This is a genomic window from Lysinibacillus sp. FSL H8-0500, assembly GCF_038051955.1.
Classification (GTDB): Bacteria; Bacillota; Bacilli; order Bacillales_A; family Planococcaceae; genus Lysinibacillus; species Lysinibacillus macroides.
This window is the reverse complement of sequence record NZ_CP150292.1, coordinates 4,340,268-4,355,245: the sequence shown is the minus strand read 5'-3', so window position 1 is coordinate 4,355,245 and position 14,978 is coordinate 4,340,268. Positions and strand designations below refer to the sequence as shown.

11 protein-coding genes and 1 pseudogene are annotated in these 14,978 nt (G+C 37.6%); 11 read left to right on the top strand and 1 reads right to left on the bottom strand.

From position 1 onward, the window contains the following. The first annotated feature begins 57 nt into the window (after window positions 1–57). The 3 genes from MHB44_RS20925 (at window position 58) to MHB44_RS20915 (ending at window position 4,195) form a co-directional block, all read left to right on the top strand. On the top strand, window positions 58–765 hold the full coding sequence (locus tag MHB44_RS20925; RefSeq protein WP_341300715.1) for a DsbA family oxidoreductase: 708 nt from the start codon (window positions 58–60) through the stop codon (window positions 763–765). Window positions 766–905: 140 nt separating this feature from the next. Then, window positions 906–1,532, top strand: coding sequence for an FMN-dependent NADH-azoreductase (locus MHB44_RS20920; RefSeq protein ID WP_341300714.1), 627 nt, complete (start codon window positions 906–908; stop codon window positions 1,530–1,532). A 302-nt stretch (window positions 1,533–1,834) separates the two neighbouring features. After that, window positions 1,835–4,195: a bifunctional 2',3'-cyclic-nucleotide 2'-phosphodiesterase/3'-nucleotidase gene (locus MHB44_RS20915; protein ID WP_341300713.1), complete on the top strand. Its 2,361-nt coding sequence runs from the start codon at window positions 1,835–1,837 to the stop codon at window positions 4,193–4,195. A gap of 468 nt (window positions 4,196–4,663) precedes the next feature. Here the strand turns inward: MHB44_RS20915 and MHB44_RS20910 are convergent, their stop codons facing one another. Continuing rightward, window positions 4,664–5,191 carry a YceI family protein gene (locus MHB44_RS20910; protein ID WP_341300712.1) on the bottom strand — a complete coding sequence of 176 codons (528 nt, stop codon included), beginning with the start codon at window positions 5,189–5,191 and terminating at the stop codon, window positions 4,664–4,666. A gap of 411 nt (window positions 5,192–5,602) precedes the next feature. Here MHB44_RS20910 and MHB44_RS20905 point away from each other — a divergent pair. The 8 genes and pseudogenes from MHB44_RS20905 (at window position 5,603) to MHB44_RS20870 (ending at window position 14,924) form a co-directional block, all read left to right on the top strand. Next, a pseudogene (locus MHB44_RS20905) lies at window positions 5,603–6,577 on the top strand (RNA-guided endonuclease TnpB family protein). A 418-nt stretch (window positions 6,578–6,995) separates the two neighbouring features. Beyond that, entirely contained in the window at window positions 6,996–7,301 is a 306-nt protein-coding gene (locus MHB44_RS20900) for a helix-turn-helix domain-containing protein (protein WP_053996935.1), read from the top strand. Between the two features lie 188 nt (window positions 7,302–7,489). Continuing rightward, entirely contained in the window at window positions 7,490–8,404 is a 915-nt protein-coding gene (gene murB / locus MHB44_RS20895) for a UDP-N-acetylmuramate dehydrogenase (RefSeq protein WP_341300711.1), read from the top strand. Window positions 8,405–8,458: 54 nt separating this feature from the next. Then, entirely contained in the window at window positions 8,459–9,214 is a 756-nt protein-coding gene (locus tag MHB44_RS20890) for an exodeoxyribonuclease III (RefSeq protein ID WP_341300710.1), read from the top strand. Window positions 9,215–9,466: 252 nt separating this feature from the next. Continuing rightward, complete coding sequence (locus MHB44_RS20885) at window positions 9,467–11,830, top strand: penicillin acylase family protein (RefSeq protein WP_341300709.1); 2,364 nt, start codon at window positions 9,467–9,469, stop codon at window positions 11,828–11,830. Window positions 11,831–11,980: 150 nt separating this feature from the next. Then, on the top strand, window positions 11,981–12,352 hold the full coding sequence (locus tag MHB44_RS20880; RefSeq protein WP_341300708.1) for a metalloregulator ArsR/SmtB family transcription factor: 372 nt from the start codon (window positions 11,981–11,983) through the stop codon (window positions 12,350–12,352). Beyond that, window positions 12,333–14,471 (top strand): heavy metal translocating P-type ATPase, encoded by a 2,139-nt coding sequence (locus MHB44_RS20875; RefSeq protein WP_341300707.1) that lies wholly within the window; start codon window positions 12,333–12,335, stop codon window positions 14,469–14,471. The genes MHB44_RS20880 and MHB44_RS20875 overlap by 20 nt, the downstream gene beginning before the upstream one ends. A gap of 150 nt (window positions 14,472–14,621) precedes the next feature. Then, the gene (locus MHB44_RS20870) at window positions 14,622–14,924 is read left to right on the top strand and encodes a late competence development ComFB family protein (RefSeq protein ID WP_341300706.1); all 303 of its coding nucleotides are present in this window, start codon (window positions 14,622–14,624) and stop codon (window positions 14,922–14,924) included. The last annotated feature ends 54 nt before the right edge of the window (window positions 14,925–14,978 follow it).

The window sequence follows — 14,978 nt, the reverse complement described above, 5'->3', positions numbered from 1 at the left end:
TAAAAATTGCCTTGCGATTTACTCTATCGTTACAATGTAACAAAAGGGGTGTGGGTTATGAAAATTGAAATTTGGTCTGACTATGTATGTCCATTTTGTTATATTGGTAAAAAACAGCTAGAGAAGGCAATTCAGGATATGGGTTATGATGGGCAGGTAGAACTTATCTATAAAAGCTATCAACTTGATCCAACAACACCAGTAGATTCAAATGTTACGGTCTATGAATCATTGGCGAAAAAGTATGGAATGTCTTTGGAAAAAGCGCAGGAAATGACAGAAGGCGTAACAGCACGTGCTAAAGAGGTAGGCTTAAACTATGATTTTAGCGATTTGATGGAAGAGAACACACTAAAAGCACATCGTCTTGTAAAATGGGCAGAACAGCAAGGGGATGTAACAGCGCTTGTGGAGTCACTTTTACACAGTCATTTTATTGAAGGTAAGCGCATTGGACAAGACGAGGTATTACTAACTATCGCTGAACAAGTGGGTCTACAGCGTGAGGAAGTAGCAAAGGTTCTTGTAGCAGATACGTTTAAAGATGAAGTAGAAGCGGATATTCAGGAAGGGCAACAGTTAGGTGTACGAGGTGTACCATTTTTTGTTTTAAATCGTAAATATGGTATATCAGGTGCACAGCCACAACAGGTTTTTGAGGAAACATTGCGCAAAGTAGCTGAGGAAGAGGGCTTACAACCAAAATTAACCATGGCTGGTTCTGAAGATAGTGGTATTTGTACAGACGATAGCTGTAAATTTTAGAAATAGCATGTTAGCAGCAACGTATTTCAGTCAAAAGTATGAGGCAGGGAGCGTTGACATTTTACATGAAATTTTTTAAGATAAATATACATCTCGAATTCGAGATATTAAATTATGCACTTTAAGGGAGAATTTATATAATGAACGTTTTAGTAATAAAAGCTAACAACCGTCCAGACGGTATTTCAACAAAAATGTATGATACATTTATGGAAAATGTACAAGGCGTGAATGTCACAACTTTTGATGTATTTGCAGAAGATATGCCTTATTTTGGACAAGACCTTTTCAATGCATTTGGTAAAGTACAAAATGGTGGAGAGTTAACAGACATCGAATCACGTCTATTAGCTGCAAAACAAAAAGCAATGGATGCATTAACTGCAGCTGATTTAGTTGTATTTGCATTCCCACTATGGAACTTAACAATTCCAGCCCCTCTACAAACATTTATTGACTACGTATACCAAGCAGGATTCACATTCAAATATGGTGAAAATGGTCAATTAATTAGCTTAATGACTGACAAAAAAGCGATTATTCTAAATGCTCGTGGTGGCTACTATTCATCACCAGAAGCTCAGCCAATGGAAATGTCAGTAAACTACATCAAAAACGTAGTGGCTGGCGTATTCGGTATGGAAATTATTGATGAAGTCATTATTGAAGGTCACAATGCTTCACCGGATAAAGCACAAGAAATTATTGCAAATGGCCTAGAAGAAGTAAAAAAAGTAGCTCAATCACTACAAACTGTTAATGCATAAAAAATATTTTTTAATAAAAGTTCTCTCCAATTGGAGGGAGCTTTTTTAGTTAGTAAACAGAGGTATGGCGGGGTATAAAGGTCAGACATATTGGTATTCATTCGTTATTTGAAATTTACATTTACTAACATCATATTAAGAAGGAGACAAGGGAATAATAATAATCTGTTATTTTACGTAAATGTAAATCCCCATTCTTTTAAAAATACATATAATTAGGACTATTTATTCACCAAAAACGACAAGTTGTTTAATATAATAGGATTTGTAGGAAAACATTAGATGAATAGGGAGGTTGTTGCATGAATAAGAAATTAATAACTAAATTCTTAGCAGTGCTACTAGTTTTATTTGCATTTCTGCCATTTGGATTATCTGCCAATGCGCAAGCTGATAATGTAACACGCGGAGATTATGTAAAAAATTTAGTAGAAAGCTTAGATGTAGAGCTTGGTGACGGTTCTTCTATTGCCTTTACCGATGTTTCTAAAAATTTAGCACCTTATGTAGAAAAGGCTGTCCAATTAAAACTTATTAAAGGTAAAACGGCAACTACATTTGGGCCAAATGACAAATTAACACGTCAGCAGGCATTCGTGATCTCCGCCCGTGGACTAGTGAGTGAAAACGCTTCTCTTACTGTTTTAGAGCAATTTAAGGATGCAGATCAAATTGCAGAGACATATAAACAAGATTTAGCAAATGCTGTTGCAGCAAACATTTTGCAAGCGTTTGAGGATCATACCATTCGCCCCCGTGACTATGTGACAAAGGAACAAATGGAGAGTATTGTGGAACGCTTTGTAACAGAATATAAAGCGTCTTCAACTGGCGTATCAGTAGATCTTCAGATTTTAGGAACAACAGATATTCATACAAATTTAGCGAACTACAATTACTATTTAGATGCAGAATCATCTGAATTAGGTTTAGCAAATACAGCGACATTAATTGAGCAGGCGCGTGCTAAAAATCCAAATACATTACTATTTGATAATGGGGATTTGATTCAAGGAACGCCATTAGGCTCTTATAAAGCACTAGAAAATGTGTTAAAACCAGGCGAAGTTCATCCAGCTATTGCAGCACTTAATGCACTAAAATACGATGCTGGCACTTTAGGAAACCATGAATTTAACTATGGTCTAGACTTTTTAGATGAAGTATTAAATGATGCAAAGTATCCAGTCGTAAATGCTAATACGTACTATGCCAAAACAAAAGAGCGTATGTTTACACCGTACATTATTCTTGATAGAGATGTAGTAGATAATGCAGGAAATAAGCATACAATTAAAGTTGGTGTAACAGGCATTGTTCCAACGAAAATTATTGAATGGGATGCCATTCATTTAGCTGGAAAAGTTGATATGCAGGAGCCTGTGGAAGCAGTTAAAGAAGTAGTACCAGACATGCAGAAGGCTGGAGCAGACATTATTGTTGTTCTTTCACATTCAGGCATTGGTGAGGATACGTATGTGAAGGGTGCGGAAAATGTAGGCTACCAAATCGCCGAAATTGAAGGTATTGATGCTTTAATTACAGGACATTCTCATTTAACATTCCCAGGTGATTACAAAGATTTGAAAAATGTAGATCAAGAAAAAGGGGCAATTAATGGTGTTCCTACTGTTATGGCAGGTAGCTATGGTAGCCATCTTGGTGTTATTGATCTAAAACTAGAACAACAAGGTTCAAAATGGATTGTAGTAGATGGCAAAGGCTCTCTACAGTCAATTAAACAAGAAGATCTACAGCCATCTAAAACAGTATTAGGTGCTGTGAAAGAAGCACATGAAGGAACTTTAGCGTACATTCGACAGCCTGTTGGGGAAACAACTGCACCGATTCATAGTTATTTCTCAATGGTGCAAGATGATCCTTCAATTCAAATTGTCACACAGGCACAGAAATGGTTTATTGAACAAGAGTTAAAGGGGACTGTTGATGAAAATACACCGCTTCTTTCAGCAGGTGCACCGTTCAAAGCAGGCTCACGTAATAACCCGCTAGACTATACAAATATTCCTGTAGGACCACTTGCTATTAAAAATATGGCAGATATTTATCATTACGACAATACTGTTGCCACAATTAAAGTAACAGGTGCGCAAGCGGTTGAATGGTTAGAAATGGCTGCTGGTATTTTTACAACAATTGATTCGAATAAAACAGAAGAGCAAAATATTATTGATCCAGAAGCACGCTCTTATAATTTTGATGTGTTAGATGGTCTAACTTATCAAATTGATGTCACATCGCCAGCAAAATATGATCGCGGTGGCAATCTTATAAATGAAAATGCAAACCGTATTAAAAATGTTCAGTATAATGGTAAGCCAATTGATGTAAACCAAGAATTTATCATTATTACAAACAACTATCGTGTTGGTGGCTCTTATGGTGCAACCTTCAAAAATGCTGACGGCTCGAATGTAACAAGCTATGCTTATGAAAATCGTCAAGCAGTTGTTGATTATATTATGGCAACAAAAACAATCAACCCTGCTGCGGATAATAACTGGTCATTTGTACCGTTCCCAGCCAATGCAAAGGTTGTCTACCTATCTGCAAAAGATGCTAAAAAGGTAATTCCCGCAGATAGCAATATTGAATATTTAGAAGATACAGAAGCTGGTTTTGCAAAATATTTAATTAAATAATGTAAGCAATAGTTAAGCCTCTCTTTTAATGAATTTTCTTAAAAGAGGGGCTTTTGCTTAGGATTATTTAGCATCAATTAATACGTATGATACAAAGATAGTAGGGTAAAATTAACTAAAGTAAAATAACCAAAACATATAATATGTGGAGGTGTGTTATGAACTTAATGAAACTAGGTACGAAGTAGGCTATTTTTACGTCTGTTTGTATCATCATTACAACACTCTTCATGTTAATAATATTACCTATGAGTGAAAATCTGCATTTGTTTGTTACAATATTTAATATTATTGCTATGTACCTCAGTGGAGGCTTATCGAAGCTCCTTTTCCAAAGTCAAAGGAATGAAAAAATCCATATATTTTGTTGTTTATTTTTTCTAAAAGATATTTTATAACATGCTTATAAGTTTTAAAAAGGAGAGTGCGAATCAATCGCTGCTCTCCTTTTGTTTTGATAAATATTACTTAAAGTGGGTTTAACTCTAAATCTACAACAACATCTATATCTTCGCTAATTAATACACCACCTGTTTCAAGAGCTGTATTATAAAGTAAATTAAAGTCTCGGCGGTTGATTTTCGTCTTTGCTTGGAAAGCATATACTTCCTGTGTCCACGGATTAATACCGTTTCCTGTATACATGGCTGTAAATACGATTGGCTTTGTGACATTTTTAATTGTTAAATCTCCGTGAATGGCAAACTTTCGATCATCTAGTTTTTCAATATATGTAGAGGTAAATACTATCTTTGGATAGACATCTGCATCAAAAAAATCAGGAGATACAAGATGGACATCACGATCAAGATTTTTTGTGGAGACACTAGCTACAGCAATGGTAATAGTGACAGCAGCATCCTGCATTTCTACAATATCAGCTGCCGTTATTTCTGCACTGTACGATTCGAACGTACCATGTATTCGTGAAACCATCATATGACGTACAGAGAAGCCAATAGTAGAATGGCTATAATCAATCGCATATTTCTTCATTAGAAAACCTCCCTAAAAACAGCACTCTACAACGAATAATAAATTAAAAAATTTATATATTCAATGAGTTTTTACAAAATAAACGCACAATCAGCAAAAGCCAAAGCATTTATTTCCATTCCATTCTATTCTATTTTATTGATAGAGAAGAGCTTTTCCTGAATTTTGCATCTGTCCCTTTCTATGTGTGAGGAATATGCTTGTATGGACGCTCCCAATTATATTAAGAACAGCATTCATTATTTTGGTATTTAACATAATCAGCTAAAAGTCACCCACCTCAAGCGTTGCTAGGTGGTGTGAAACCACCTTGACAACCGATATTTTTTTAGATCAAATGAATAAAAAGAAACAAATGTTCTATTTTTCTGAATGTAGTGGTAGAATTGTACGAAATAGGAGGTGTTGGACATGCAAATCATCAAAAGAGGCTATAAATTTCGACTCTACCCAACCGAAGAACAAGCTTTTTTCTTTGCGAAGACATTTGGTTGTATCCGTAAAATCTACAATTTGATGCTTCATGACCGCATCCAAAAATACGCACGGATTAAAGATAACGCTGGAAAGATGCACTACCCGAGACCTGCGCAGTACAAAAAACCGTTTCCTTATCTGAAGGAAGTAGACAGCTTAGCATTAGCCAATGCACAACTAAACTTAGATCAAGCCTATAAAAATTTCTTTCGTTGAAATTGCCAAAAGTAAAAAGTCTAGTGCGTATCAAATTGCACCGCCAACTGCAGGGCATTATTAAACCTGTGACAATTTCACGCACATCTTCAGGAAAGTACTACGCTTCGCTCTTGTGTGAAACTGAAGTACACCCCTTACCAAAAAAAATTCTGCGATAGGTGGGGACTTGGGGTTGATGGATTTTTTGGTTCTATCCAATGGTAAAAAAAGCCGTATCACAAATACTTTACTCAAACCGAAGAAAAATTAGCGAAAGCACAAAAGAAACTATCTCGCATGGCACTTATCGCCAAAAAACTAGGTCGCCTCTTAGCGGAAAGTAAAAACTATCAAAAACAACGAATCGTTGTCGCCAGTCTGCATGAAAAAGTAGCCAACCAACGAAATGACTTTCTCCATAAATTAAGTATAGAGCTGATCAAAAACCACGATCTCATCTGCTTAGAAATATTGATCGTCAAAGGCTTGGTTAAAAATCGCAAGCTGGCAAAATTCATCCACGATGCGTTGTGGTCTCTTTTTATCACAAAATTACACTACAAAGCGAAATGGTATGGCAAACAAATCATTCAGATTGATACATGGTTTCCTTCCAGCCAAATTTGTAGTGACTGTGGGTATCGAGATGGCAAAAAAGCGCTCGCTGTTCGTGAACGGACTTGTTCGAACTGTGACACGCACCATGACTGAGACATCAATGCCAGTAAAAATATTTTAGCAGAGGGCTTACGGCAAGTAGCTTTGTCGTCCTAAATAGAAGCTTCCCGATCGAGCCGTAGGGACTACGGGGATCGCTTGGTGTAGAAGAGAAACCGCTGTGAGGTAAGACATACGCTCACAAGTAAGCTCTGTTCCCACGAAGCTCCTACTTCAAGCGTAGCTAAGTGGCGAGTAGTTCATAAATGTATATCGTGATAAATGGAGCATATGCTAGAAAAGAACTGTATTTTATCAACCATTTTCACACATTAACCATGCTATACTTCAATAAGTTACTTTTTGTAATTAAATATATAAAGGTATGTAAATTATGATAAATACATAAGTTACACTAAATTTACATTTGTTATAATAATCGTTACAATAGGTTATATAGAGGTGAAAAATCATGAATGAGACAACTTTATGTCCTCGTCTAGCAAAAGCAATGGATTTAATCGGAAAACGATGGACCGGATTAATATTATATCAATTGCTTGATGGCCCACAGCGCTTCAATGAAATAGAATCTGCACTACCTGTAAGTGGACGTTTATTATCCGAGCGTCTAAAAGAGCTTGAAAAGGAAGGGATTGTTGAACGAAAAGTATACACTGAGGTTCCTGTACGTGTTGAATATTCCTTAACGGATAAAGGGCAGGCATTAGAGGGAGCTATACGCAATATTGAAATATGGGCAACGAATTGGCTCTAATGTAAGCTAATTGTGCCAACAGAGCCCTTAAAATTGGAAGGACTGTCCGTTTTCTTTAGTAATTATGTATCGCCTCTACACCGAGCGATAATAAGCGATAAAAATACCCTTCATTTTACTTGTCAAATCGGGGTTCTAAATCCATACTAGTGTAGAGTAAGAAGGACGTTAGAAAGGAATTAGCTCTTATGACAAAAGAACAATGGGTTAAGGATTTAGCGAAGAGCATTAATCCTGCCAATATTAAGCTGGATGAATCATTACGACAATACACAATGACAAAATTAGGTGGCAAAGCAGATGTTTTCGTGCTTCCCGAAACAGAGGAAGAAGCAGCATCCGTTATTCGCTATGCATATACAAATAATATTTCTTTATTAATGTTAGGTAACGGGTCCAATCTTGTTGTACGTGATGGCGGCCATCGCGGCATCGTTGTTACATTTTCACGCTTAGCTGCCATTCGCATTGATGGCGCACATGTTTATGCTCAAAGTGGAGCACTTATTAAGGATGTCTCAAAGCTTGCTGCACAAGCCTCTTTGACAGGCTTTGAATTTGCTTGTGGTATACCTGGATCAATTGGGGGAGCGATGGCCATGAATGCCGGTGCTTATGGTGGTGAAATTAAAGATATTATTGTTTCTTCTAAAGTGTTAACAAAAGAAGGCGAAATTTTAACTTTATCCAAAGAAGAGCTTGACCTTGGCTATCGACAAAGTATTATCGCTAAAAAAGGCTACTATGTGTTGTCCTCTAAATTTCAGTTAGCAACAGGTGTACAGGAGGAAATTGATGCAAAGATTGCTGATTTAACATTTCAGCGAGAGTCCAAGCAGCCCTTAGAATATCCTTCAGCAGGCAGTGTTTTTAAACGCCCACCAGGTCATTTTGCAGGTAAGCTTATTCAAGACAGTGGCTTACAGGGTAAGGGTGTAGGCGGGGCAGAAGTCTCGACAAAGCATGCAGGCTTTATTGTGAATAAAGGAAATGCAACTGCCTCTGACTATATTGCGACAATTCAAATGGTGCAACGTGTTGTTAAGGAGAAGTTTGGTATTGAGTTAGAGACAGAAGTGAAAATTGTCGGTGATGATCTATAATGTGACGCTCTTCGCTATTGTCGAAGAGCGTTTTTTTTAAGGAGTGGAGAATAAATGAAATTTATATCATGGAATGTGAACGGCATTCGAGCATGCTTAGGGAAAGGCTTTTTAGAGTTTTTCCATAATATGGATGCTGACTTTTTCTGTATACAAGAAATTAAATGTCAGGCTGGCCAAGTAGAGCTTGCCCTTGATGGATACCAGCAATATTGGAATTATGCACAGAAGAAAGGCTATTCAGGAACTGCTATATTTACCAAGCATACACCATTATCTGTTCGCTATGGAGTGGGAGATGAGGATGCTCAGGAAGAGGGTAGAATTATTACATTAGAGTATAACGATTTTTATATAGTGAATGTTTATACGCCTAATGCACAGCGTGATTTAGCGAGGCTACCATTACGCTTAGAATGGGAAGATCGTTTAACAATGTATTTAAAAGAGATTGATAGTAAGAAGCCTGTTATTTACTGTGGTGATTTAAATGTGGCACATACGGAAATTGATTTAAAAAATGCTAAGTCAAATGTGGGGAATTCAGGGTTTACATATGAAGAGCGTGCGAAAATGACTGATTTGTTGGCGAGCGGTTTTGTAGATTCTTTTCGTTATAAACATCCAGAGGAAACGGATCATTATACATGGTGGTCATATATGAATAAAGTACGTGAGCGTAATATTGGCTGGCGTATTGATTATTTTATTGTGTCTGAGCAATTAAAGGCACAAATTGATGTAGCCACAATTCATCCTCATATTATGGGCAGCGATCATTGTCCGATTGAATTACAGTTGCATATCTAGGAGGAGAATTCGCTCAAGAAAGTGTCTCACCTGAAAACATCGTATTTTCAACAAGAAAATACGATGTTTTAACATTGCTCAGTAGTTCTTATATTTTTTTATGTTTATACTAGTTTTATAGCGGATAAACATAAAAATTTGCATCGAAGTACAATTTTGTTTACATAATATAGAGAAAATTATTATTTAAGACATGTGCGAAGGATTTAGCGAGACTGTATAGGAATATAGTGCAAAAAGGAGGGGTATAGGGTGAGAAAGTTTCGATGGAAAAAGTGGCTGCTCATTATTGCTGGAGTATTAGCAGTTATAGCAATCGTAGCTTTTATTGGCTTTACATGGTTTATGAATGAATCAAAACCAGTTATTGCTGGCGAGTTAACGGTGAGTATTTTAGAGCAGGATGTTACGGTGACAAGAGATGACAAAGGTGTTCCACATATTTCTGCGGAGACAGATGCTGATTTATATCGTGCACAAGGCTATGTTCAAGCGCAGGATCGATTGTTTCAGATGGATTTAGCACGCAGACAGGCAAGTGGTCGCTTGTCTGAAATTATCGGGGAGGCAACGATTAATTCAGACAAACACTTCCGTACATTTAGCTTACGAGATGCAGCTGAAAAATCATTGGCTGCCTATGATGCAGAAAGTAAACAAGTGCTAGAGTGGTATGCTGAAGGGGTAAATGCTTTTATTGCACAGGCGAAGGAAAACAATACCCTAAGTTATGAATTTACTTTGCTAGGCTATGAGCCAGAGGAATGGACAGTTATTGATTCCTTAACAATTGGTAAATATATGGCCTATGATTTAGGCGGAAATTGGAATATATTAGCCTTCCGTCATTGGGCATTACAAAACTTTGAAGAAGAAAAGGCGAAAGAGTTATTTATGAAATACCCTGAAAATGCTTCGTCGATCATTGAGGCCAATATCAAAAATCCTGTGGCAGTGGTAGGGCAATTTAATGTGGAGTTACTACCAAATGAATTTAATGGGAGTAATAACTGGGTTGTTTCTGGGGATAAAACAAAATCAGGAAAACCTATTTTAGCAGATGATCCACATCTAGGGTTAAGCACGCCCTCCATTTGGTATCAAATGCATCTGCAATCACCTCAGCAAAATGTGAGTGGTGTTATTTTTGCTGGGATTCCTGGTATTATTTTAGGGCATAATGAGGATATTGCATGGGGAGTTACAAATGTGGGTCCTGATGTACAGGATTTATATATTGAAATACCGAATCCAGATAATCCAACACAATTCCGTTATGATGGGCAGTGGGAGCAAGCAGAGATACGCGATGAACCCATCAGGGTAAAAGATGGCGAAACCGTAGACTTTGAAGTGGTTGTTACACGTCATGGCCCAATTATGACAGATTTAGCTTTCAAGGAGACGGAGCCAACAGCAAAATTTTCAATGCAATGGACGGCACTACAGCCTACCGCAGAACTAAGGGCAGTGCTTGGCTTTAATAAGGCGAAATCTTGGGATGACTTTGAAAGGGCACTAGAAGATTTTAAAGCGCCAGCGCAAAACTTTGTATTTGCATCACATGATGGTACGATAGCCTATAAAGCGAATGGTCAGATTCCTATTCGTAAGCAGGGGGATGGTCAATTACCAGTTCCGGGTGATTCTAGTGATTATGGATGGGAGGGCTTTATTCCTTGGGATGAGCTTCCTACTGTTGTGAATCCAGAGGAAGGCTTTATTGCAACTGCCAACAATAAAGTAATAGGAGAGGAATATCCTTATCATATAACTGATTTTTGGGCACAGCCTTATCGTTTTGAGCGTATTAAGGAAGTGCTTGAGGCGAATAATGCTCTTACAGTGGAAGATATGATGAATTTACAAATGGATCAGCATAACCTGTATGCAAGAGAGTTTTTACCAAATTTATTAACCTCCATAAAGGCACAGGATCAGGATGAAAAGTATACAGAAATAATAGCATTGCTTGAAAATTGGGATATGGTGGATGCTAAGGAAGCGGGTGCACCACTTGTCTTTCATACACTTATGATAAAGTTGCAGGAAGTATTGTTTCAAGATCAGATGCCACGAGATATGTATTCTCTGATGAAGGGTAAATTTAATATTACCGATCAGCTTTTGCGCACAGCATATGCAGGAAAGAAAAGCATTTGGCTGGAGGAGCAAGATGGTGTCGATGCAGTCGTTTATAAAGCTTTTGAGTTAACCATTGCACAATTAGAAGAGCAATTTGGAAAAAACGCATCAAAATGGCAGTGGGGAGATTTCCATCAACTTACCTTTAATCATACATTAGGAAGTGCATCACCAATTCTTGCAGCCTATTTTGATGCTAAAAAGGTTGCCATCGGCGGCTCAAAGGTTACGGTACAGGCGGCAGACAATGATTTAGCAGGAAATGTGGACCATGGAGCATCTTGGCGCTTTGTGGTGGATATGGATGATCTAAGCTCAGCCCATCATATCGTTGGTCCAGGGCAAAGTGGTCATGTAAAATCTGATTGGTATCAAGATCAAGTATTGGACTGGGTGCATGGTAATTATCATGAAACGTTTATAAGGAAAGAAGATATAAAGGGTAAAACTTTGCAACTAAAAGCACAATAACCAAGGATTAGCGTACAACAGTGCGCTAATCTTTTTTTATGGCTGTAGTACTAGGATATCCATCCCTAACATTCAAAGATTCATTTGAATATGATAAGGTAATATGTTACATTGAATACAATCAAATGAGTATTTGAATGAGGTGAGCGGATGTCAAAGGAAGTATGTGAAACAACACAGATAAATGAAGAAGCAGTTACAAGGGTACAGCGACAAATGCCAGATTTATCGGGTGTTGCTAAATTTTTAAAAGCATTATCAGATGAAACAAGGTTGAAAATTGCCTATGCCTTAACACTAGAAGATGAACTCTGTGTCTGCGATATTGCTGCTGTTATTGGTTCATCAGTCGCCACAGCTTCACATCATTTGCGTTATTTAAAGGACCATCATCTAGCGAAATCACGCCGTAAAGGAAAGCAAATATATTACTCTTTAGCGGATGAGCATGTATATCAAATTGTAACTATTGCCTATGAACATGCGAAAGAGGGGATTGCGAATGGCAGCAACGCCAATTAAACAAGAATACAGGCTACAAAATTTATCCTGTGCAAGCTGTGCAGCAAAATTCGAGAAAAATGTAAAGGCTATTCCAGAAGTACAGGATGCACAGGTCAATTTTGGTGCTTCTAAAATTACAGTAATCGGCGCTATTAGTGTAGACCAAATTGAAGAAGCAGGTGCCTTTGATGGCATTAAGGTAACCGAATCGGCAGCAAGAGCGCTTGAACGATCTACACCTTTTTACCGTAAAAAGGAAAATATTTTAGCAGGAATTTCTTTATTATTTGTAATGTTAGGCTATGTATTTGCTGCCCTACATGAGGAGACACATCCGCTACCGATAGGAATGTTTATTGTTGCTATTCTTGTAGGTGGCATTGGTATTTTTAAAATAGGCTTTCGTAATCTAGCCCGTTTTGAATTTGATATGAAAACATTGATGACCATTGCGATTATTGGTGCTGCAATTATCGGTGAATGGGAAGAAGCAGCAGTTGTCGTGTTTTTATTTGCTGTTAGTGAAGCACTTGAAGCCTATTCGATGGATAAAGCACGACAATCCATTCGGGGATTAATGGATATCACTCCGCCAACAGCTATTATTAAAAGAGCGCATGGTGAGCATTTTCATGAGCTTGAGTTACCAACAGAGGATATTGAGATTGGTGATATTCTAATTGTTAAGCCAGGACAAAAAATTGCGATGGATGGTGTTGTTATTAGCGGCATTTCTGCAGTCAATCAGGCAGCTATTACAGGCGAGTCGATTCCAGTCAACAAGACAGTCAATGATGAAGTTTTTGCAGGTACATTAAATGAAGAGGGTGCACTCGAAGTCCGTGTGACAAAGCGAGTAGAAGACACAACGATTGCCAAAATTATTCATCTAGTAGAAGAAGCGCAGGCAGAAAAGGCCCCTTCTCAGCAATTTGTAGATCGTTTTGCTAAATATTACACACCAGCTATTATGATTGTGGCTTTGTTAGTAGCTGTTATTCCACCTTTGCTCGTAGGGGATTGGCAACATTGGATTTATCAAGGTTTAGCAGTTTTAGTAGTAGGATGTCCTTGCGCGCTTGTTGTTTCTACACCCGTAGCTATTGTAACAGCAATCGGCAATGCGGCAAGGCAAGGGGTTCTTATTAAAGGTGGTATTCATTTAGAGCAATTAGGGCATATTGAGGCGATTGCTTTTGATAAAACAGGGACATTAACAAAAGGGCAGCCAGCAGTAACAGATATTTTAACAAAGGATGGTTGGTCAGAGGACTATGTGTTGCAATTAGTGGCTGCAGTAGAGAAACAATCACAGCATCCGCTAGCTAAAGCTATTTTAAATCTATTGCATAATAAAAACTTACCAGAGCTTATCCCGACAGAATTTCAATCAGTAACAGGGAAGGGAGCCTATGCTACTGTTGACAATCACATCATTTATGTAGGAAGTATGACATGGATGGCTACATTAGCAACAGTTGATAAAAGTATAGAAAATCAGGTGCAGCAACTACAGAAACAAGGTAAAACAGTAGTCGCAGTTGTTTGTCAAAACGAGCTTATTGGATTGATGGGTATTGCGGATCAAGTGCGTGACGAGAGTAAGAATGTATTACAAAAATTAAATGCCTTAAAAGTAAAGCATATAGTGATGCTAACAGGTGATGCAGAGCCAACTGCACAGGCCATTGCTAAGTCTTTAGCGATAACAGATGTGCATGCTGGTTTATTACCTGAAGAAAAATTAATGGCCATAAAGGACATGCATGCCCAGTTTGGTGCAGTAGCAATGGTTGGAGATGGTGTGAACGATGCACCGGCACTGGCTACAGCAAATGTTGGGATTGCTATGGGCGGTGCTGGAACAGATGCGGCCCTCGAAACAGCAGATATTGCTTTAATGGGTGATGATTTAACAAAGCTTCCATATACAATTGGCTTAAGCAGAAAAACATTACGCATTATTAAAGAGAATATTATATTTGCCCTAGTTTTAAAATTAATTGCGTTATTGCTTGTGATTCCAGGATGGCTAACTTTATGGATAGCAATTTTTGCGGATATGGGTGCTACATTAATCGTTGTTTTTAATTCCTTAAGACTAATCAAAGTGAAAAAACTAGTTAAAAAGGCGTGACTTAATAAGTGTATATAGAACTTTAATCCTTGTTTATCACTATAAATTTTACGTATATAGATGCTACTAGCGATTCTTGAAAAAGACTTTTCGACACGCTATTATAGCTTTAAGAGTAATGTAACAATTCAATATAAATGAGGCGAAAGTTTGAATATGTCAGATCCTATTTTAGTAAATGTTACAGAAGAAATTGTGCGTGGTTTAGTAAGCTTTTTGCTACGAGGACCAGAATATCAAACATTTTGTAAATGCAAAAATTGCGAGCTTGACACGGTGGCGTTTACATTAAATGCATTGCCAAGTAAGTATGTTACGTCTATGGAAACTAGAGATGAAGCATTTAGAGAAATGAATACTCCTGAAAATATTGAACGTATCAACAAAGAGATTATTCATGCATTACATGTAGTAAATAAGCATCCTCGACATAAAATCGAGCCTTCTTCTTAAGGGAAGAGGCTCTTTTTTAGTGCTACAAGAAGTGTTTTTCTAGCATATGTATTT

Bases quoted from the DNA above. Each gene is read 5' to 3' on its own strand.
- MHB44_RS20925 (WP_341300715.1), top strand. From the start codon at position 58: ATGAAAATTGAAATTTGGTCTGACTATGTATGTCCATTTTGTTATATT.
- MHB44_RS20920 (WP_341300714.1), top strand. From the start codon at position 906: ATGAACGTTTTAGTAATAAAAGCTAACAACCGTCCAGACGGTATTTCA.
- MHB44_RS20890 (WP_341300710.1), top strand. From the start codon at position 8,459: ATGAAATTTATATCATGGAATGTGAACGGCATTCGAGCATGCTTAGGG.
- MHB44_RS20880 (WP_341300708.1), top strand. From the start codon at position 11,981: ATGTCAAAGGAAGTATGTGAAACAACACAGATAAATGAAGAAGCAGTT.
- MHB44_RS20900 (WP_053996935.1), top strand. From the start codon at position 6,996: ATGAATGAGACAACTTTATGTCCTCGTCTAGCAAAAGCAATGGATTTA.
- murB (WP_341300711.1), top strand. From the start codon at position 7,490: ATGACAAAAGAACAATGGGTTAAGGATTTAGCGAAGAGCATTAATCCT.
- MHB44_RS20915 (WP_341300713.1), top strand. From the start codon at position 1,835: ATGAATAAGAAATTAATAACTAAATTCTTAGCAGTGCTACTAGTTTTA.
- MHB44_RS20875 (WP_341300707.1), top strand. From the start codon at position 12,333: ATGGCAGCAACGCCAATTAAACAAGAATACAGGCTACAAAATTTATCC.
- MHB44_RS20910 (WP_341300712.1), bottom strand. From the start codon at position 5,191: ATGAAGAAATATGCGATTGATTATAGCCATTCTACTATTGGCTTCTCT.